Annotated in this window: 17 protein-coding genes and 1 other RNA gene (1 of these 18 cut by a window edge); 3 read left to right on the top strand and 15 right to left on the bottom strand. The window is 49.0% G+C overall.

Translation table 11 applies throughout. From position 1 onward, the window contains the following. The 7 genes from tyrS to RDU59_01850 form a co-directional block, all read right to left on the bottom strand. A protein-coding gene (gene tyrS / locus RDU59_01880; GenBank protein MDQ7837225.1) for a tyrosine--tRNA ligase crosses the window boundary here: on the bottom strand, nucleotides 1-864 show its 5' portion. 360 nt of this gene lie to the left of the window's left edge; only the first 864 of its 1224 coding nucleotides appear in the window; the start codon lies at nucleotides 862-864; its stop codon lies off the left edge, out of view. Nucleotides 865-868: 4 nt separating this feature from the next. Next, nucleotides 869-1681 carry a TIGR00282 family metallophosphoesterase gene (locus tag RDU59_01875; GenBank protein MDQ7837224.1) on the bottom strand — a complete coding sequence of 271 codons (813 nt, stop codon included), beginning with the start codon at nucleotides 1679-1681 and terminating at the stop codon, nucleotides 869-871. Next, nucleotides 1671-3236 (bottom strand): ribonuclease Y, encoded by a 1566-nt coding sequence (gene rny / locus RDU59_01870; GenBank protein MDQ7837223.1) that lies wholly within the window; start codon nucleotides 3234-3236, stop codon nucleotides 1671-1673. The genes RDU59_01875 and rny overlap by 11 nt, the downstream gene beginning before the upstream one ends. A 373-nt stretch (nucleotides 3237-3609) precedes the next feature. Continuing rightward, nucleotides 3610-3793, bottom strand: a non-coding RNA gene (gene ssrS / locus RDU59_01865) — 6S RNA. Nucleotides 3794-3799: 6 nt separating this feature from the next. Beyond that, complete coding sequence (locus tag RDU59_01860) at nucleotides 3800-4078, bottom strand: cell division protein ZapA (protein ID MDQ7837222.1); 279 nt, start codon at nucleotides 4076-4078, stop codon at nucleotides 3800-3802. Nucleotides 4079-4105: 27 nt separating this feature from the next. Beyond that, nucleotides 4106-4336 (bottom strand): cell division protein ZapB, encoded by a 231-nt coding sequence (locus RDU59_01855; GenBank protein ID MDQ7837221.1) that lies wholly within the window; start codon nucleotides 4334-4336, stop codon nucleotides 4106-4108. A 75-nt stretch (nucleotides 4337-4411) separates the two neighbouring features. Beyond that, nucleotides 4412-5101: a tetratricopeptide repeat protein gene (locus RDU59_01850; GenBank protein MDQ7837220.1), complete on the bottom strand. Its 690-nt coding sequence runs from the start codon at nucleotides 5099-5101 to the stop codon at nucleotides 4412-4414. Nucleotides 5102-5619: 518 nt separating this feature from the next. Here RDU59_01850 and RDU59_01845 point away from each other — a divergent pair. Further along, nucleotides 5620-6396, top strand: a complete 777-nt coding sequence (locus RDU59_01845; GenBank protein MDQ7837219.1) for a sulfide-dependent adenosine diphosphate thiazole synthase — start codon at nucleotides 5620-5622, stop codon at nucleotides 6394-6396. 28 nt (nucleotides 6397-6424) lie between these two features. Here RDU59_01845 and RDU59_01840 read toward each other — a convergent pair whose 3' ends face one another. From RDU59_01840 to RDU59_01825, 4 genes are all read right to left on the bottom strand, one after another. After that, the gene (locus RDU59_01840; protein ID MDQ7837218.1) at nucleotides 6425-6784 is read right to left on the bottom strand and encodes a molybdenum cofactor biosynthesis protein MoaE; all 360 of its coding nucleotides are present in this window, start codon (nucleotides 6782-6784) and stop codon (nucleotides 6425-6427) included. 134 nt (nucleotides 6785-6918) lie between these two features. Further along, nucleotides 6919-7188, bottom strand: coding sequence for a KilA-N domain-containing protein (locus RDU59_01835; GenBank protein MDQ7837217.1), 270 nt, complete (start codon nucleotides 7186-7188; stop codon nucleotides 6919-6921). A gap of 107 nt (nucleotides 7189-7295) precedes the next feature. Continuing rightward, entirely contained in the window at nucleotides 7296-8003 is a 708-nt protein-coding gene (locus RDU59_01830; GenBank protein MDQ7837216.1) for a hypothetical protein, read from the bottom strand. Nucleotides 8004-8711: 708 nt separating this feature from the next. Next, nucleotides 8712-10019 (bottom strand): ATP-binding protein, encoded by a 1308-nt coding sequence (locus RDU59_01825; GenBank protein ID MDQ7837215.1) that lies wholly within the window; start codon nucleotides 10017-10019, stop codon nucleotides 8712-8714. 320 nt (nucleotides 10020-10339) lie between these two features. On the opposite strand from RDU59_01825, the gene RDU59_01820 reads away from it, so the two are divergent. Continuing rightward, complete coding sequence (locus RDU59_01820) at nucleotides 10340-11284, top strand: complex I NDUFA9 subunit family protein (protein MDQ7837214.1); 945 nt, start codon at nucleotides 10340-10342, stop codon at nucleotides 11282-11284. Nucleotides 11285-11308: 24 nt separating this feature from the next. Here RDU59_01820 and RDU59_01815 read toward each other — a convergent pair whose 3' ends face one another. Further along, nucleotides 11309-11611 carry a hypothetical protein gene (locus RDU59_01815; GenBank protein ID MDQ7837213.1) on the bottom strand — a complete coding sequence of 101 codons (303 nt, stop codon included), beginning with the start codon at nucleotides 11609-11611 and terminating at the stop codon, nucleotides 11309-11311. A gap of 510 nt (nucleotides 11612-12121) precedes the next feature. On the opposite strand from RDU59_01815, the gene RDU59_01810 reads away from it, so the two are divergent. After that, a complete protein-coding gene (locus RDU59_01810) occupies nucleotides 12122-12787 on the top strand; it encodes a TIGR00730 family Rossman fold protein (protein MDQ7837212.1) in 666 nt (221 codons plus the stop codon). Between the two features lie 137 nt (nucleotides 12788-12924). Here RDU59_01810 and RDU59_01805 read toward each other — a convergent pair whose 3' ends face one another. The 3 genes from RDU59_01805 to RDU59_01795 are packed head-to-tail and all read right to left on the bottom strand — an operon-like array spanning nucleotide 12925 to nucleotide 19586. Next, nucleotides 12925-14421 (bottom strand): Rne/Rng family ribonuclease, encoded by a 1497-nt coding sequence (locus RDU59_01805; GenBank protein MDQ7837211.1) that lies wholly within the window; start codon nucleotides 14419-14421, stop codon nucleotides 12925-12927. Between the two features lie 27 nt (nucleotides 14422-14448). Then, nucleotides 14449-18633 (bottom strand): acyl-CoA dehydratase activase, encoded by a 4185-nt coding sequence (locus RDU59_01800; protein MDQ7837210.1) that lies wholly within the window; start codon nucleotides 18631-18633, stop codon nucleotides 14449-14451. Further along, the gene (locus RDU59_01795) at nucleotides 18630-19586 is read right to left on the bottom strand and encodes a radical SAM protein (GenBank protein ID MDQ7837209.1); all 957 of its coding nucleotides are present in this window, start codon (nucleotides 19584-19586) and stop codon (nucleotides 18630-18632) included. Before RDU59_01795 ends, RDU59_01800 begins: the two co-directional genes overlap by 4 nt. Between the last annotated feature and the right edge of the window lies 1 nt (nucleotide 19587).

Below are 19587 nucleotides of genomic sequence, written 5' to 3'. Positions count from 1 at the left end.
CTCACCCGAAACCATTTTTTCCTTCAACTGATCTACTTCCAAGGCAGCAACATCGCTCAACAACTCATAATAACGAAACATTAGTTCATCTGAGACAGACATGATCTTACCGAACATCTCTTTAGACGACTCAGTGATACCTATATAGTTGTTAAGAGACTTGCTCATTTTGTTCACACCGTCCAGCCCCTCTAAAAGCGGCATGGTTATAACTACCTGGGGATCTTGCCCGTATAGCCTTTGCAGCTCGCGCCCTACCAGCAGGTTAAATTTCTGATCGGTTCCCCCGATCTCTACATCGGCCCTTAAGGCAACAGAGTCGTATCCTTGCATCAATGGATATAGGAACTCATGGATACTAATGGGCTTCTGGGTCACAAAACGTTTGTGGAAATCCTCTCGCTCCAACATCCGTGCTACGGTATATTGTGCAGCCAGCTCAATGAGCTGCATGGCGGACAGTTTTTCCATCCACGCGCTATTGAAAACTATCTTCGTCTTTTCCGGGTCCAGTATCTTGAATATTTGTTCTTTATAGGTTTCCGCATTAGCGGCCACCTCTTCACGGGTCAAGGCCTTTCGGGTCTCTGACTTACCCGAAGGATCGCCGATCATTCCGGTATAATCACCAATTAGAAAGAAAATCTCATGGCCTAGGTCCTGAAAGTGCTTCATCTTCTGTATCAGTACGGTATGGCCCAGGTGTAAGTCCGGCGCCGTCGGGTCAAAACCGGCCTTGACCTTCAGGGGGACACCTGTTTTCTCCGACTCCAGTAACTTACGCCGCAGCTCATCCTCTTGTATAATCTCAACCGCTCCCCGCCTGATACCGGCAACAGCGGACTCGATATCCCTGGCGCTCATTAATCTAATCCCTCGCCCCTTCTTTTTCAAGCCCGGCCCGTACCCTTTCTATTCGCGTACAGCCGCCCGATTCCTTGTCTATCTCTAAAACAACCCCCTGCAATTGTATATCCTTCTTAGCCACCTCCAGCTTACGGGGTACCTGAGTAAGAAATCGCTCGATGGCTATTTCCTTCTTCATGCCTATAACCGAATCCACAGAGCCGGTCATGCCGACATCGGTTATATAGGCAGTCCCCTGAGGCAATATCCTCTCATCAGCCGTCTGTATATGGGTATGCGTGCCTAAGACAGCGCTTATCCGGCCGTCCAGAAACCATCCCAGAGCCACTTTTTCTGAAGTGGCCTCGGCATGAAAATCTAATATTACGATCTTGACTTCTTTCTTTAGTGTTTCAATCTCCTTTTCTGCCACGCGAAAAGGACAATCCAGGTTACCCATATATACCCGTCCCTGAAGGTTAAGAACGCCGATGGGATATCCTCCCCGCGTACGGATCACCGTACCGCCTCGCCCAGGCAGGCCAGGAGGATAATTAGCGGGTCGCAGCAGTCGCTCACTTCCTGACAAATATCCCGATATCTCCTTTTTGGCCCAGACATGGTTGCCCGAAGTCAATACATGTATCCCATTACCCAAAAGCTCATCCGCCACCTGCGGCGTTATCCCGATGCCTCCGGCCGCATTCTCGCCGTTAGCTATAACCAGATCTATGCCGTAACTCCCGACTATCTCCGGTACGAGATGACGCACACCATTGCGGCCGGGGCTGCCTATGATGTCTCCAATAAATAAGACCCTGATCTTACTTGGCATATTCTACAGCCCTGGTTTCCCTTATGACGGTTACCTTGATCTGTCCCGGATACGTCATCTCAGATTCTATCTTTTTAGCAATATCCCGGCACATTAAGACGGCAGCGGCATCTGAAACCGCCCCGCTATCCACAATAATTCGCACTTCCCGGCCGGCCTGTATGGCAAAAGACTTATTAACACCGGGACAAGAATTTGCAATCCTCTCCAGGTCAGTCAGCCGCTGAACATAGCTTTCCAGGGTTTCCTTCCTGGCGCCGGGCCTGGCCCCGGACAAGGCGTCGGCCGCCTGAACCAGGACAGCCAGAACACTCTCCGGAGGAACGTCTTCATGGTGGGCCGCAATAGCGTTTACAACCTGACCGGACTCGCCATGCTTTTTAGCCAGGTCAGCGCCGATCAAGGCATGGGGTCCCTCTATCTCGTGATCCACGGCCTTACCTATGTCATGTAATAAGCCAACCCTCTTGGCCCTCTTGATGTTCAATCCCAGTTCAGCAGCCATAATACCGCACAAAAAAGCAACCTCCAACGAGTGTTGCAACATGTTCTGCCCGTAGCTGGTTCGATATTTGAGCTTACCGATAAGCTTAACCAACTCCGGATGGAAGCCATGCACCCCGACATCAAAGGTGGCCTGCTCTCCGGCCTCTTTTATGGACACCTCCACCTCCTGGCCCACTTTTTCCACAACTTCCTCTATCCGGGCCGGGTGTATCCGTCCATCTGCTATTAATCTCTCCAGGGCTATCCTGGCCACTTCACGCCGAACGGGATTGAATCCGGACAGGATAACCGCCTCCGGCGTATCATCAATGATCAAATCCACGCCGGTAGCGGCCTCAATGGCCCTGATATTACGCCCTTCACGCCCGATAATTCGCCCCTTCATCTCCTCATTAGGCAAATTCACCACAGAAACCGTCTTTTCAGCGACATAATCTCCGGCATAGCGCGCAACCGCCAGGGAAATTATCTCTTTTGCCTTTTTATCCGCGGTTTCTTTGGTATCGTTCTCTATTTTTTTCAACAACTTGGCCGCATCCGTCCGCGCCTCTTCTTCAACCTGCTGGAGAAAAAGTCCCTTGGCCTCTTCTGTAGAAAGCCCGGATATCCTTTCAAGCTGTCGTCTTTCTTCCTCCATCAATACGTGATACTCTTGTGCCTTTTCGGCGATCAGCTTTTCCTGACGTTGTAGCTCCTTTTCCCTCCGCATGTTATCCAGTTCTTTTTGATCCATGAGGGCGAGCTTATTATCAAAGTTTTCCTCCTTTTGCGCCAGGCGTTTTTCTATAAGCTGCAGCTCGGCCTTTCTTTCCTTAGCCTCTTTTTCCAGTTCCAGCTTCGTTTGGTAAAGTTCATCTCTAGCCTGTAGAGTGGCCTCCCGGCGTTCGGTCTCGCCCTTCTTTTTGGCCTCCTCAATAATCCTTTCAGCCAATCTCTCGGCGGATTCCAGCTTGGCTTCTACTACTTTTTTACGGATTAAAAAGCCCAGAACGGCCCCCAGACAGGCAGCCAATATAACGAAAGATACAATTACCAGTGTAGTGCTCAAATGCCAAGCACCCCCTTTGCTGATTAAATTTAGTGATACCGGTTCAGCCGCAAGATAAAGCGATTATTACACATAGATAAGCAAGATGACGGGTATAAAGGAGAGAAGATGGAAAGAGGATCGGTCGTTAATGTTTCAGGTCAGGAAAGCACAGGTCAAGGCTTAACCCTTTTAAGAGTACATCTTATTAATTTGATCTCAACCACTATTGTTAGCCATACTCGCGCGCCTTTTAAAACTCAAGACCATTAACCAAAAAACAATACTGGATACCATCAAGCAGCCCTGACAAATCCAGCCTTCTTTCCTTGTACAGTCACCCGTTATCATCTTTTAACTTGGTTTATATGTAAACCCTTGCGGGATATTGCTAAATCCCCCCGCCCCAATGCCGTGCTAGTAGATTTATCGAACCTAGTCTCTTAAGTGGGCGTCGCTGTACTCTTTCAGGCTTTCTCCGCTTGTAAGCAGAGCCGTGCCCTCCGGATCCATGGCGACTCCCTAGGCCGACAATGTTGGCTCAAAAATACCACTAGTCACCAACATCGCAGGGGGAACTTCCATTAAGTTTGTGTATCGATTACCTCTATCAGCCTCTTTGACTTCTCGGTCATAACGCCGCGATAATCTTCGAACTCCTTCTTAATCTGATAATAATCGCTGGCTATATCCAGGGCGGCCAGCATAATTATTTTGTGGTCAGATATATTTTTAACCCTGGCCTGTACCTCTTCAACCTTGGCCTTTAAATAATTCACGATGTCCTCTGCATCCTCACGCTGAGGGGCAACTCTAAACTGAAACTCCTGACCAAGTATCTCAACCGTGATTATCCTAGTCACTCAACCTACCACAGGGCAAATACAAATCTATACAGAAACGTCGATCTCCTCTAGCTTGCCTAATAACGAGTTTATCCTCGCACATACCTCATCCCGCTCAGACTGCAACCGCTCTTTTTCGCTTTGAAGCCTTTTTAATTCTTCTTCCAATCTCCCTTGAATGCCCTGTAATTCTGCCTTCTCCATTTTTAAATCATTATAAGCAGCGAGCAGTTTTTCAACCCGCTCTTCTAACCGGCCAAAGTCCTCAGCGCCCATCTTTTGAACCTTTCTTTTATCGACCCTTTCAATTGAAATATAATCGTTCTAACTTTGAAAAGTCAAGGTATTTCCTTAGCTATCAGGCGATACTTTTGGCCCGGTCAGCTGGGCTATTTCCCACTCCGCCAGTGGCCGATAGGGATTCTTAAAGCCATCCATGGACAAGACCTTTTTATAAGCATCGACAGCACGGGCTGAGTCACCCATCATCCTGTAGGTACGACCTAGAGAAAGGTTGGCTAATCCTGTCAGATCTCCGTCAGGCGTAGCGGCCATGCCAAAATATCGAAGGGCAGCGGGGTAATCTCTTTTCATTTTAAAGCAATACCCCAGGGAGAGCGAAATAACGGGACGCAGGGCGTGGTCTTCCGGCAACCCCTCCAGAGAGCTTTCATAAGCCCTTATCGCCCGGTCTAACTTACCCTCTCTGTAATAAATATTGCCGATTTCCAGCCATGCCAGCAGGCCGGCTTTCGTATCCGGGTATTCTCTCGCCAGCTTCTCCAATGCCGGGGTCATTTGATCTGGTCTTTGCCTTATAGCCTTTTCATACATAGCCAGGGCCTCGGCATTACTGTGACCGGTATAAGCTGTCCAACCGGCCCAGCCGGCCACAATAAAAAGCGCCGCTGCCAATGGCCACAGAATAATCTTAATCCGGTCCTTAACATGCCGCCATTGTGGCATTAAATCGCCAATATCTTCTGACCCGCTCTTTGAACAACCAGGGCACTTTTTAAACAGTTTTGGGTTTTCCGACATCTCTTCCTCCTCTCTAATCTAACTGGCAACTAGTGTAATGTTACAGTAACGGCTTTACAATGAGCGGCCTTTTTCAAAATGGCGTCAACGTTTTTAGCCCAAACGAATGGCTTGGGATTTGCGTTAGTTACGCAAAGATAGTCTTCAATAGCATGAATCTCCATGCTTGTAAAAATATTACTGTAACACTACACTAGTTCCCATCCGAAAACCCCGGTTTTCTGGATGGAGCAGTCGGTACTCAGCTATCAGCATTCAGCTTAATATGTTGTTTATCTTAGATTTTTGCTGACGGCTGAAAGCTGATCGCTGTAAGCGTGAATTCGGAAACGGTAGTTTCCGGATGAACACTAACTTATTTATACCTAACTCCGGGGAATATTGCCAAATTAAATTTGACACGACTGATGAATCCTGTTAAGTAACTCTGCGGTTTCTTTATAAAGAAGCTGTCCGGCCAGTACATAATTTAGACCAACTTATTCTGGGGTTGATTTTGCCTTTTTGGAGGAAGTAACATGCCGTTAGATGAAATTGTTATCAGCAAGGCTATATTAAACCGGTACTTTGAAAAATTCTCTTCTTGTATGGAATTAGATGTAGCCATAGTGGGCGCCGGGCCGTCCGGAATGCTTGCGGCTTATCGCCTGGCCAAGGCCGGAAGGAAGGTCGCCATATTCGAGCGCAAATTGAGTATAGGCGGAGGCATGTGGGGCGGTGGCATGCTTTTTAACGAGATAGTCGTGCAGAAGGAAGGAAAACGCATTTTAGACGAGCTGGGAATTAGAACGGCAGATTATGAAGACGGCTATTACACGGCAGATGCCGTGGAAGCGGTCACCACGCTCTGCTCTCGCGCCTGCCAGGCCGGAGCCCGGGTCTTTAACTGTATAACCGTGGAAGATGTTATGGTACGCGAAAACAGGGTGTGCGGGCTGGTAATAAATTGGACGGCCGTGGATATGGCCGGCCTTCACGTCGATCCCCTGGCTATACGGGCGCAGTATGTGGTGGACGCTACCGGACATGCCACCGAGGTCATGAAGGTTATCGAGCGAAAGGTGGGGGCTAATCTGCTTACGGAAACCGGTCGTGTTATCGGCGAAAAATCCATGTGGGCAGATATCGCCGAGGAAAATACACTGAAAAATACAAAGGAAGCCTTTCCGGGGGTATTTGTGACGGGCATGGCTGCCAATGCCACCTTTGGCTCTTACCGCATGGGTCCTATTTTTGGCGGGATGCTTCTTTCCGGGGAGAAAGTGGCCGGGCTAATCAACGAAAAGCTGTCTTAGAGAAAAATTAGGTTTAGGCCCGCGGGGTTCATGCAGCGAAGATCTCCTTTTTCGTTACCACATTCTTTTTAATAAAATTTATCGCCTCCGTCATAGCTGCAATCACGTTTTCCCGAAAATCACCGGCGATGACCAGGATCATCAGGTCATCGCCGACAGAAAACCGGCCTTCCCTTACCTCTGCCAAAAATTCAACTATGCCGGGCTGTTTCTTTATCTCCTGCAAGACCTTTGCCAGTCTTTGTTGATCTACTTTTACTTCCACGGCTGAGACTTTCTGTCCCCCGCGCGAAGTCGCGCGCACCAGGCCATTATGGCACAGGATCATTCCCGCGTCCGCAATTTTTGGATGAGATTTGATCTTTTCTATCAGCTTACTTGCGTCCAAAATATGTCCACTCCCTTTTGTTAGTCTTACCGCCTGCAGCTTCCATTTTCAGTCGGTTACATGTTGTAACCGACTCATTGCCTTCTTTCTTTAACCAGCCCCTCGTGCGTGAAAAGGTTATCCCTTGATTTGTTTCAGCGCAGGCGCCGTGGGTTGAAACCAAACTTTTTTCTAAACCCCTCGAATTCGAGGGGTTTAAATTCGATATTATTCAACCGCTCCCATACGCCTAAAAACTCAATGGTATGGCGGTTTCTCATCCAGTTTTGGATAACATGATCCGAGCGATCCGGCTCTTTGTGTTTGGCGATATCCGTCAGGGAAATATAGTCGTCAGTAACGAAGTTGAGAACAGTAATAGCGGTTCCCTTGACTTCTATGGTTGTTTTCCTCACCTTGCTCATGCATCTTCTCCTATGCGGCGAACTGGTTCAAGGAGACGTAGTCCTTGACGTATTCACCAAACAAAACAAAAAAAGCATATTTACATAACTGGCCACATTGTTTCTCGCTAGCAAGAATTGACAGGATCCCTCGCCAGCTTGACGCCAACCGCTTTCTCGATACAGGCCAGCTTGTACCGTCGCAACGCCTTCTCTGTTTTGGATACGCTCTCGGTCAACTCAGTCCAATTCACCCGCTCGACTCCCCGGCGGCGAAGCTCGGCGGATTTGAGTCGAATCCTCAGAAACAGAGTCTTGTCGGATCCGTTTGTGGTGGTACTCCTGCAGTCGCCATGATAGCCAGTGTGGTCGTTTCGGAGGAAGCGATCGCGCATGCCCTTCGGACCGTCTGCCTTCCCGACGTAAACGACGCGATCGACACCGCTTCTACGAGATATGAGGAAGTAGAGGTAGTTTCCCGGTTCGCTTGGAAATTGCGGGGACAAGCGCGTGAGAATGTCGTCCTGTTCCGCATGCACCGAACTGTCATCGCCCACCCATTGCGCCGTCAGGTCGGCGTACTTGTCTGAATACTGCCCCTTGTGCCACTTCCGGTAGCCGAAATCGTCAAGGCTCCGAGCAAGCTCAAAGGGGGTTTCGTCGTACCGACCAGTAGCGGGTGAATTGGCGGCCAAGTGATCGTGTAGCACCCACAGCTCTGGATAGTGATGGTCTTGGACGAGATCTATCCAACCGGGCTCGTCGTGCCAGAAAAGCTGGAGGTACACCGGTGGTTTCTGTTTTCCCCAGAACCGAGCTGACTCACTATCATACATGTGTCTGCCCCTCTAACGATTTAAATCAGTGGCACGGGCAACCGAACGCTGTAAAACCAAAACGAGTTTATTCCGTGTCCACTGGATTTGCTTGTTAGCCCTTGAAATTTACTTCCCATTTCTGTGCTTAACGTATTTCAAAAATAGTTTTGATGAAATAAAAGAGGCAAATAAGTCTCGTTATGATTACAAATATATATGTGATCATTGCATGCATTACCTGCTGTATTGAATCTGATTCATTAACTTCTGTCTGCGTTCCACATAATAACCTAAACTTTCCATATAAATCATAAGAAGATGAATTTATTTCTATCCTTGAATGGCACCAATTTTTCTGAATTTCTGAATATATAAAAACTAGAAGAGCATAGACAATTGTCTCAAAATTACTTTGAGCTACATTGAAAATTACTATTGTTATAGCTACCTTGGTGAGGCCAATTATAATTGTTAGAATGTGACTCTTTCTGAACACTCTTGAACTCACTTTCTCAAAGAGTTAACAAGTTATTCTACGGTTTCTGTATATCTCTGCGAGTTGGAGGAACCCCCTTTGGGGTCTCCTCGCTTGGCGCAACTTATTTATATTCCATTTAAAATATCCTTGACAAGCCTTTTCTAAACGCCTAGTTCTTTCTGAGTCTTTCGTCTTCAACATATCCGTCAAGGAGGTATAGTCTCCCTGACGGTGCGCTGCCTTTCGGATCAGCGAAGAAGCCATTTCCAGAGCGGAATCGCAGTGACTCGCTTTTTTCCAAAAAGGAACTCTTTCTCCAGGTCTTCCGTGATAAGAATTCCCGTCTTTGTCTCCAGGTTTTCCATGCCTTCCTTCATCGCATCCAGTTCCCTCTGAAGGGTCTCCTCGTTTTCTCCACCGGTCATGCACACCTGTAAGAGTGTTTCTATGCCTATCCCCTTTCTGACCAGAAAATCAACTTCGCCCTTGTTCTTGTAGTAATAGATATCCCTTTCCTGTCTCATCAGTTCGACGGCCACGATGTTCTCTGCTATTCGGCCCAGGTCTTCCGAAAATCTATAGGAAACTGCATTTCTCAATCCCATATCAACGGCGTAGATTTTCTTGGGGTTTCTGAGTTGTTCTTTGACCTTGAAAGAGTGTTTGAGCACCTCCTTTATCAGGTACGCTTCTCCCATATAGCCGGAATAGCTACGTACGACATCAAGAGGCACACCCAAAGCGTTCTTGATTTTATTGTAAGAAAAGAGATTTGAGATGTTGGCCATGCAGAGCAGGGCGATATTTTTAAGGGTAGCGACATCTCTGATCTGATACCGCCAGACCACATCCTTATACAGTATGTCTTCAAAATACTGCTTGAGCAGCTTCTCCTTCGCCTCAGGCCGGTCTCTTAACACCACTTCCGGAAATCCGCCGAACTGCATATATTCCCTGAGCAGATTTTTGACGAGGGGTTTGTGCTTGAGGAGCCTGACCGGGTCCGAAAAATCATCAAACCCCTTGAAACTTAAGAATTCCCTGAAGGCCAAAGGAAATACGGTAAAGGAGATATTTCTTCCCGTGAGCAGGGTCGAGAATTCAGTCCCGAGCAGTTTTGAGGATGAGCCTGTGACAAAGATTTTGGCCTCCTTGAGATCTGCCTTAGTCCTGACCCACTTTTCCCACATAGGGATTTCCTGGACTTCATCGAGAAACACATAAACGCGCCCGGTGGGGTTTATCTCTTCCCTGTAGGCATTGAAAAGCCGCTCAAAGACGTCCGGCCGCCTGTGCTCCGCAAAAAACGGCTCCTCGAAATTGATATAGAGGATGCTTTTGGATGAAATGCCCCTTGCCATCAGGGCATTCATGACCTGGAACATTATGGTGGATTTTCCCGACCGTCTTACCCCCTTAAGAACAATGACTTCCGGACTATCCAGATAGTCGGAGATTTCTCCGGTTATTTGCCTTGGAACCCCGGACTCGACAGAGGTCCTGTCCCAGGAGTTCCATTTGCTCAGTATTTCAAGCACATTGACGTTATTAAGCATAAGTGACCATCCTGTTGGTTATATTTAAACAAATTTTAACCATTATACTGGTCACATTAAGGATAGTAAAGCAAATTCGCCTCACCGCAAGGTTCGCAAGGTTACGCAAAGCCGTGTAGGGTGGGCTTTGCCCACCAAAACTACTGTTCAGCTTTCTCGCCTCTTCACTTAGCGCAACATATTTATATTCCATTTAAAATATCCTTGACAAGCTTTTTCTAAACGCTTACTTCTTTTCTGTGTAGCGTGCTACTTGTGATGTTATCACGCTTCTGGATAACTCCGGATGCTCAAAATCCCTTCAGCTTTGCAGGCACAAATTGAGGCGTATTTACGCGGAATATGACCGGGACCTCCGAAAGCTGGTGTCTATTAAGGAAAAAATGAAGGTATTCCTGACCGGCGGAACGGGCTTTGTGGGCAATCATCTGGTGAATGCCCTGCTGGACAATGGATACCGGGTGCGCTGCCTGATACGGCCGGGTTCGGAGAAAAAATTAGCCAGAAGGCACGATGTTGAGCTTTGGCCGGGCGGCATATTTGACGGGGAAAGCCGGCTGGCTGAGGGGATAGAGGACTGCCAGGCGGTAATCCATCTAATCGGGATCATCCGGGAGTTTCCCCGTAAGGGCATCACCTTTGAAAGGATGCATTATCAGGCTACTGTTCAAATTGTGAACGCTACACGGACCAACGGCATCAAGCGCTATATCCACATGAGTTCCCTGGGCACGCGTCCCAATGCCCGCTCACGCTACCATCAAACCAAATATAAGGCTGAGGAATATGTCCGCCGGAGCGGCCTTGATTTTACCATATTTCAACCTTCCGTCATTTTCGGCCCGAACGATAATTTCGTCAATCTATTCAAGCAGATGATGATAAAGACGCCTTTGGTTCCGGTAGTCGGCGATGGTCGCTATCAGATACAACCCGTAGATGTCCACACGGTGGCCCGGGCCTTTACACTGTCCCTTAAAGAGGAAAAAACTATCGGGAGGGTGTTTCAATTACCGGGGCGGGATCGGTTCACATTTAATGACATCCTGGATATGATGGCCCGGAGCTTGGGTAAGAAGATTATAAAAGCGCACGTGCCGGTCTGGCTGGTAAAAACTACAGCCTACTTCCTGGAAGGTCTGCGGGCTTTCCCCCTGACACGGGATCAGATTACTATGTTGCTGGAAGGAAATGTTGGAAACGACAGCACCTTCTATGAGGAGTTCGGCATTGCGCCTATTCCTTTTGAGGCGGGGATCAAATAATATATTCGGGGAGGTTAAAAGTGGTTATTGTGCCTCATTTTCTTCGCAATTGTCTTTAATGATATCCTTGACATTTTCCAGGGTATAAAAAATATCATGTATGGTCAGATGGGGATGCTCCTCACAAAATTCGTCGACAACTTCCAGGATGCGCTCCGCAAAGTCCTCATATTCATCGACCGTAAGGGCCTTTGCCGGTTCGGAGGCCAGGAGATGGTCAAGATCAATGCCGTGAAAACGCAGGAGTTCTTCTTTAATGGCCACAAGCCGCCTGCCCCGCCCCTTTTTAACTACTCTTTTATTTTTGATGCTTACTACCTTGGCCATAGGCTGACGCACTCCATATTGCAAGATTTTATTTATTCTAAACCATGACCTGCATAAAAACAAGTTTTTTCCTTACTTCTTCTTTCCTGTCCAACCCTGAAAAAGACCCGGCTGGAGCCACCCTTGATATATATGGCATTTCCCCGCCTTATGGCATCTCCGGCAGACTTCTACAGCCAGCCTTGGGTGATTCCGGCGATTTTCACATATGACAAAAGATTTGTCTTTTAGCATTTAGTTCAGATTGCATGCACCAATAGTCATTAATTATATGATAATTGCTTTCGGAAGTAATTGCTACGATGAATATATTTATTCAAGAAAAGAATTGATTTTAGCGAAACGTATTATAACAGATTAATCCATCACCCCACTTTTGGTTTCGTGGGGACGAAGTAAAAGAACAGGGTGACCGTGTCGTAAAAATTGACATAAGCCGCAAAAAAGCATAAATAAGAAGCGGCGTAAGGCCTGTCCTTTTTGCAATATATACCTAGGTGGAAGCAAAGTATGAAAATAAGTCTTAGCGAGAAACAGTATGTTATCGATTCCTTCACGATTAAAGACTCATGGCGAATGTTTCGCATTATGGCTGAGTTCGTGGATGGGTTTGAAACCCTGGCCGAGACCTATCCCGGCGTTTCTGTTTTTGGTTCGGCCCGCGTAACTCCAGGTAGTCAGACTTATAATATGGCCGAGAATATAGCCCGTCTTCTGGTTGAAAGCGGTTTTTCCGTGCTTACCGGCGGGGGGCCCGGAGTGATGGAGGCGGCTAACAAGGGGGCCGCAGAGGCTGGAGGCAAATCGGTTGGACTAAATATACAACTCCCCTACGAGCAGAAACCGAATCCCTATGCCAACATAAGATTAAACTTCAAATATTTCTTCATCCGTAAGGTGATGTTTGTAAAATATGCAGTGGCCTTCGTCTGTCTGCCGGGTGGATTTGGCACCCTGGATGAGTTCTTTGAGGCCTTGACCCTGATTCAGACCAATCGCATCAGGCCGTTTCCGGTGATTTTGGTGGACAGTTCTTATTGGAAAGGCCTCATAAGTTGGCTGGATAAGCGTATGTGCGTTGATTGCATGATCACCCCCGAAGACCTGAAGGTTTTCAAGGTCGTGGATACGGCCGAAGAGGTTGTGGATGTTGTGAAGAGAACAATTATTGTATGATTAAGTGTGACGGCTTGTTAAAAAGCTTTTTCACCGCTGAGTACGCGGAGTCCGCAGAGAAAAAATATAGACTATTCAATATGTTATCTCCGCGTTTTCTGCGACCTCTGCGGTAATTTTTCCTTTTTACAAGTTCATCAAGTGGGCGTTTTGCTGAATTCTATATGGGCTTCTCCGGGCAAGAGATCGGCCTGACCATCAATGTTAATGCCCATGCCACGCCGGGTTTCCAGATGAAAAAGTTCCCCGCGCTTTCTATTTAACAGGTAGGCGGCCACATCTACAGGGACGCGGACCTGAACCCCACTCACATCGCCACGACTCAGGCCGGCCTGAATACGGCGCAGGACAGCTATGGCCTGGGCCTCAACAGAACGCACTATACCGCGCCCCTGGCAGTGGCTGCATGTTTTGTAGCTGCCCATGATTATAGGTGAGCGAATCTTCTGGCGCGTTAATTCCAGGAGGCCGAACTTGGATATCTTGCCGATCTCGATTTTAGCCTTATCCTTCTTCAGACTATCGCGAAACCCTTTTTCTAAAGCGCGTTGATGTGTTGCCTGCCGCATATCTATAAAATCAACAACTATTAAACCGCCCAGATCCCTTAGGCGGAGCTGCCTGGCAATCTCTTCTGCCGCCTCCATATTAGTCTTAAAGGCCGTTTCTTCCGGTTCCTTTTCCCGCACGGAGCGACTCGAGTTTACATCAATAGCAACCAAGGCCTCGGTGGGATTTACGACTATCGAGCCACCGGACGGGAGGTTTACCTTGGATTCATATATCTTCTCAATCTGGGCCTCCAAATTATAACGAGAAAAGATAGGCCCCGGATCCTTATAGAGTTTTACCAGCGGGTAATGCCTCGGCGAGATGATGCGCATGAAATCACGTATCCGGTCAAATGATTCCTTATCATCAACCAGTATCTCGCATGTATCTGAAGAAAAATAATCACGTAACGACCGGATAATAAGATACTCTTCCTTGTAAATAAGGGCAGGGGCAGGCAGAGTTTGTCCTTTGTCTTTTATGTCTTTCCATAAGCGCAGGAGATATTGCAGATCTTTAGACAGCTCCCTCTTGGTGGTTTCCAGGCTCGCTGTACGCACGATAAAACCAATACCTTCCGGCAGCTCAAAATCCTTCATAATTTCCTTAAGTTTTTTGCGCTGTTCTTCGTCTTCTATCTTACGGGATACCCCGGCGCTGCTACTGCCGGGCAAGAGCACCAAATACCGTCCGGGAAGGGATAGGTAAGTTGTCAATGCCGCCCCTTTTTGCCCGGCCGCCTCCTTGACCACCTGCACCAGCATCTCCTGCCCTTTTTCGATCAGGTCTTGAATGCGTAGTTTTTCACCCTTTTCACCCGGCGTCTCTACCCCGTAATATTCGGGATGGATCTCCGATAGGGACAAGAAACCGTTTTTTTCTCCGCCGTAATCTATAAAAGCCGCCTGGAGGCTGGGCTCAATGGATACCACCTTGCTCTTATATATGTTGCCCCTGGTAACCTCATGGCCGATGGTCTCGATATGAAAGGCCTCCAGCTTACCGTCTTCTACTAAAGCTATCCGGCATTCCTCACTGGCCTCTGCATTTATAATCAGCTTTTTTCCTGGTTTCCTTGACATGCGTACGCCTTTTAAGTCTTTCTTTTATTATGAGGCCATGGTCCTGGCCTTGTAATGGTTGACCTGGTACATAAAGGCCTCTAACCGGGTGCGGGTATTGGTCGACTCCTGTCCGTCGTAGGAGATACTTAAGAAAGGAATGTTGTTATTCTGCTCCCGGAACCGTTTTAAGATAGTGCTGACTATAGTGCCCGGCATGCAGGTAAAGGGCATGACGTTTACTATTCCGCTGACATTTTTCTTCAAATAGTCATGGGCCTTGCCCACGCTGAGTACGGCCTCGCCTTCAAAGGAAGAATCAATATACGGCTGGGCGTAAGACAGGATATCCGGTATGCTCGGTTCCGGAGAATTCCGCAGGGCCCCGTCAAACACCGCGCAAAGGGTGTGTTCATCCTTGAGCTGGAAGCGTTCTTCCATGGCCAACCGTAAAAATTGCTTGAGCCCCTGCTCACGGCGGCTCTTTCTCTTGGCTGTAAAATTAATATAAAGAATCCATTCGCTTATGGTCGGCAGCCAGGCCTCACCGCCCAAGGCCTCGATCTGCTGCACAAGATTTTCGTTAGAAAATTTATTAGAACGTATGTATATCTCACCGACAATGCCTAAAACCGGCTTTTCTCTGTAGCCATTTAAGGCCACACCCTCAAAATCCTTCCGCGCCTGACGCAAGACCGAAGTGAGATTTTTTCTTTCCTTTATAGCCTGGCAGACCTGACCAAGCGCATGTCGATAGACCGCCCCAGCCTGTCCCTTTCGCTTTTCGTATGGCCGGGTTTCCCGCAGTTTCTTTTCTAAAAGGTCAACAGCGACCATACCTTGCCATCCCAGGCGGGTGAAATTACCGCCAACCATGCCCAGCCGGTCGTAAAAGCTTTCGTCTTGATTGGGCGCAAAAATGGGCACCTGGGGAAACCCCAGAGAGTCCAAAATCATACGGTGAAACCGATGATACTGGCCAAAACGGCAAGGGCCGTTTCCGGATGGCATGAAAAAGGCCGAATGGTCAGGGTCAAAACCCGTGCGCTGCACCATCTTTGCCATGTCCCCGGTGGTGAGTATGAAGGGATAACATTCCTTGCTGGAGGTTAATTTGCGCCCCAACTGCAAGGTCTCCTCGTCAGACTCCGGTAAAACCTCGGATTCTACTCCGCAGGCCTCAAATGCAGCGGCTATGGCATAGGCATGGTCGGCCATCGGTGGAAGATAAATCTTCCGCCATTCCAGCCCGACTTTTCGAATTACAGAAGGCTCTTCTTTAGCAGGCTCGGGTCTTACGCACTTCAGGCTGTCCAGATAAGCCTCTAGGCGGGTCAACGCGCCGGCATCGGCGCTATGTTCATCTATCTCTATTTCCAGATACGGCTTGCCGCGCAGTCTTTCCCTAAAGAAGGGAAGGATAAAGGAATCCGGACCACAGGCAAAATAGGTCAGGCATACGGCAAAAAGGTTGGGGTTTTCCCGAATTAACTCCGCGGCAGTAAGGATTCTTTGTCCGTATCGCCAGTACATAAACCGGGCTGATTCCACATCTATATCGTCTGTAGGAAGAAAATCCATGGGAATGGCCAGGACTCCCAACTTTTTCAGTTTACGCGCGATATTGAGATTAATCCCCGGATCGTATGCCGTATAAGGACGCCCGATTATGACTACAGCCTTTTCATCGGGGGCAAGGGAATTGAGGACTTCCCGCCCGCGCATTTCGAGGCGGCGGTAGAACTCGGCCTGGGCCTCTTCTGCCGCACGACAGGCCCGGGATACTGCGAAAGGAGAAATCCCCAGATCGGCAACCATCTTGCGCAATATCCGGCGAACATCTTTGCTCTCCCGTCCAAATCGCAATACCGGCTGCAAGACCCGTATATTTTGCCTGCTAAAGTCGATAGCCGATTGCATAATATAGGGCAGGGCCTGGTTGTACGGGCAGACAAACCCATGGTCAAAGGGGTCTTCTTTCGGTTTCATCTCTATAATGCTGGGCAAGAAGAGGAAATCAACGCCTTTTTCTATAAGATTGAGGACGTGCCCGTGGGCTACCTTTATAGGGTAACAGGTCTCAGACACAATCTGCTCCAGGCCTTTGTGTATCATCTGTTTGTGTGTGGGTTCGGACAGGACTACAGTAAAGCCCAAGGCCGAAAAAAAGGCCTGCCAGTACGGAAAAAGTTCATACATATAGAGGGTGCGCGGGATACCCACCCGGCCCCGTTCACCCGCCTTAGATACTCCCTCGCCGGATTTAAAAAGCCATTCATCCCTCTCTTTAAACAGGTCCGGGAGGTGCGCGCCTTTATCCGACCGCTGGTCCACATCATATTTTTCGCAGCGGCTGCCGTAGAATAGCGGACGTTCACCTTCAATAGATACCTTTTTGATCTCGCAGTGGTTCGGGCAGCCAGCACACTCAAAGGAATCTGTCGTATAGTTTCGTTCGCTCAGCATAAAGCCCTTGAATCGGCCTTTTTCCCAGGTTCGTTCCCTCTGGGCCAGGATGGCTACGCCTATAGCCCCGGTTACCTCATGGTGCTCAGGAACGGTAATCTCCCGGTCCAGGACACCTTCAAAGGCGGCCACAATGCCCAGGTTGGCCGCGGTTCCGCCCTGATAAAAGATGCGCTTGCCGATCTTCCTGTCTTCTACGACTTTATTCAGGTAATTTTGTACTATGGCGTAGGAAAGCCCGGATACCAGGTCAGCCCTGGAGGCGCCCCCCTGTTGATAATGCACTATATCCGATTTCATAAAGACGGTACATCTTTCCCCCAGGGGGACGGGCGTTGAGGATTCAAGGGCAAGCCTGCCAAATTCATTCCGGATGGAGATACCCAATTGCTCGGCCTGTTCTTCCAGAAAAGAGCCGGTTCCCGCCGCACAGACCTTGTTCATCTGGAAATCAACGATGGCTCCGTTCTGCAGGCTTATATATTTTGAATCCTGCCCGCCTATTTCAAAAATAGTATCCACCTGTGGGTCAATATCAGCGGCCGCCGTGGCCTGGGCAGTGATTTCATTGACGACGATGTCCGCTCCGACAAAGTCGCCGGTGAGATAGCGCCCGGATCCCGTGGTCCCGGCCCCGATAATCTCCACCTGGTTGCCGATCTCCTCTCCTATCTCCTTCAGACCCCGCTTGACGGCATCGAGCGGCCGGCCGGCCGTCATGAGGTAGCGTTTGGCCAGAACCCGCCTCTCTTCATCGATCACTACTACATTGGTGCTTATGGACCCCACATCTATTCCCAGAAACGCCTTGATTTTCTGGACTTTTGGATCCTTATAGATGTGTCCCGCGGGCACCTTATGTTCCGGGTCGGCCAGGTGTAACGGATTATGATACCGGATATCCGTTTTTCTCTCCCCTATAAACCTGAGAAGAGGTTCCAGGCCCTGGAATTTATGTACATAAGCCGGGTCTTCCAGTGTCAGGAGGATGGCGCCCACAGCACCCATGGAGAGGAAATGCCGGGGTATGATCAGCTCTCCTTTTTCAAGTCCCAGGATGTCCGTAAAGGCCCGGCGTACGCCCAGATTCGCGGCCACCCCACCCTGAAAGGAGATAGGCTTATGAAATTTTTTGCCCTTGCCGATGTTACCCTTCAGGTTACGGGCCATAGCGTAGCAGAGGCCGGCGACAATGTCGTACACCGGCGTGGCTTCCTGCTGCAGATGTATCATATCGGATTTGGCAAAGACACTGCAACGGCCGGCAATGCGCGGTGGGGCCTTTGATTCCAGGGCGAGGCGGCTGAACTCCTCAATAGACAGGCCGAGCCGCGAGGCCTGTTGATCCAGGAAAGACCCTGTACCCGCCGCGCAAAGGGTGTTCATGGCAAAGTCTTCTATTTCCATGCCGGCGGGCGTGTTCTTCAGGAGAATCAGTTTGGAATCCTCGCCGCCCATCTCGATTACCGTTCGTACTTCCGGATGGTAAAAGGATATGGCCCGGGCCTGGGCAATAATTTCATTGGTAAAGTTAGCTCCTAACAGTTTGGCCAGGAGGCCGCCACCTGATCCGGTAAACGAAACGGTCTTTATGCCCTCCACAGGAAAGCGGGAAAACACGCCTGTTAATGCACGGGCCACCGTTTCCAGAGGTTGTCCCTTGGTCCGGGTATATTCCTCCAGGAGAACCTCTTTATCATCATTCATGATGACCGTATTTGCGCTGGCTGACCCGACATCTATTCCTAAGTGTAGCCTATCACTCATAAGCGCTTCCTCCCTAAATCGAGGTTAAGCTCAGGGATGATATAAAAGACGCGCCGGTCATATGTCTTACATTGTGCCCGATGCTTCTTGATTAAAGACTCCATAACGGCTGAGATATCATCCGGTGAGACATTCAACAAACCGCAAATATCCTCTTCCGTGCAGGGCCTTCTGGCCAGCATGGCCAGTATTTCGCTTTCCACAAGAGGGCGGAATCCCTGTTGAATACGGCGCTTAAAGTCAACAATAACCTCCGCTCTTTCTCCCAAGACTTCCCTGATGGTCTCCAGCCGGGCGCTGCTTAAGGGTGCGGCATAGTTTTCAGCCGGCGGTCTATCCACGGTGTTCAATTGGATGCGGTCCGGCTGAATGGCCTGGAGAGCCTTCCGCAGTTCCTCTACCTCTTCCGGGCGGTCATTGATGCCCTGCACAAAGAGTATTTCCAGCCAGATCTGCCCCGTATATTCCTGGCGGAGGTCTTTAAGTCCGCTGATAATCTGTTCTATGCGGATGGAGCGGACAGGCCGGTTGATACGCCGAAAGGTCTCCGGTCTTACCGCATCCAGCGAAGGCAGGACAACATCCGCTTTAAGCAGCGCCTGTCTTACCTCCGGGAGATGGAGAAGAGAGCTGTTGGTTATTACCGCCACCGGTTTAGGTGATACATCTTTCAGCCTGGAGACTATGTCTCCTATCTTACTATGGAGGGTCGGCTCCCCTGAGGCCGTAACCGTCACGTAGTCTATTTTTGCTGCTTCGGACTGTAAGTAGTTTTCAGCCTCTTTTAACACCTCGGAAGTTGAGACATACTCCTTCCGCTTGGCGGTACGGAGCGTAGTCCGGCCAATCTCGCAATAGATGCAATCAAATGTGCATATCTTGGGCGGAAGTAAATCAATACCCAGGGAAAGACCAAGTCGCCGGGAAGAAACCGGGCCGAACAGAAAGGCCATG

It is taken from the genome of Thermodesulfobacteriota bacterium (assembly GCA_031082315.1).
Taxonomy (GTDB): domain Bacteria; phylum Desulfobacterota; class QYQD01; order QYQD01; family QYQD01; genus QYQD01.
The sequence above is the reverse complement of the archived record's forward strand: the minus strand, read 5'-3'. Positions and strand labels throughout refer to the sequence as shown.

What these genes read in the sequence shown, in the direction of transcription:
- RDU59_01875 (MDQ7837224.1), bottom strand. Translation starts at nt 1,681, where the DNA reads ATGCCAAGTAAGATCAGGGTCTTATTTATTGGAGACATCATAGGCAGC.
- RDU59_01855 (MDQ7837221.1), bottom strand. Translation starts at nt 4,336, where the DNA reads ATGGGCGCTGAGGACTTTGGCCGGTTAGAAGAGCGGGTTGAAAAACTG.
- RDU59_01850 (MDQ7837220.1), bottom strand. Translation starts at nt 5,101, where the DNA reads ATGTCGGAAAACCCAAAACTGTTTAAAAAGTGCCCTGGTTGTTCAAAG.
- RDU59_01845 (MDQ7837219.1), top strand. Translation starts at nt 5,620, where the DNA reads ATGCCGTTAGATGAAATTGTTATCAGCAAGGCTATATTAAACCGGTAC.
- RDU59_01835 (MDQ7837217.1), bottom strand. Translation starts at nt 7,188, where the DNA reads ATGAGCAAGGTGAGGAAAACAACCATAGAAGTCAAGGGAACCGCTATT.
- RDU59_01830 (MDQ7837216.1), bottom strand. Translation starts at nt 8,003, where the DNA reads ATGTATGATAGTGAGTCAGCTCGGTTCTGGGGAAAACAGAAACCACCG.
- RDU59_01825 (MDQ7837215.1), bottom strand. Translation starts at nt 10,019, where the DNA reads ATGCTTAATAACGTCAATGTGCTTGAAATACTGAGCAAATGGAACTCC.
- RDU59_01815 (MDQ7837213.1), bottom strand. Translation starts at nt 11,611, where the DNA reads ATGGCCAAGGTAGTAAGCATCAAAAATAAAAGAGTAGTTAAAAAGGGG.
- RDU59_01810 (MDQ7837212.1), top strand. Translation starts at nt 12,122, where the DNA reads ATGAAAATAAGTCTTAGCGAGAAACAGTATGTTATCGATTCCTTCACG.
- RDU59_01805 (MDQ7837211.1), bottom strand. Translation starts at nt 14,421, where the DNA reads ATGTCAAGGAAACCAGGAAAAAAGCTGATTATAAATGCAGAGGCCAGT.
- RDU59_01800 (MDQ7837210.1), bottom strand. Translation starts at nt 18,633, where the DNA reads ATGAGTGATAGGCTACACTTAGGAATAGATGTCGGGTCAGCCAGCGCA.
- RDU59_01795 (MDQ7837209.1), bottom strand. Translation starts at nt 19,586, where the DNA reads ATGGCCTTTCTGTTCGGCCCGGTTTCTTCCCGGCGACTTGGTCTTTCC.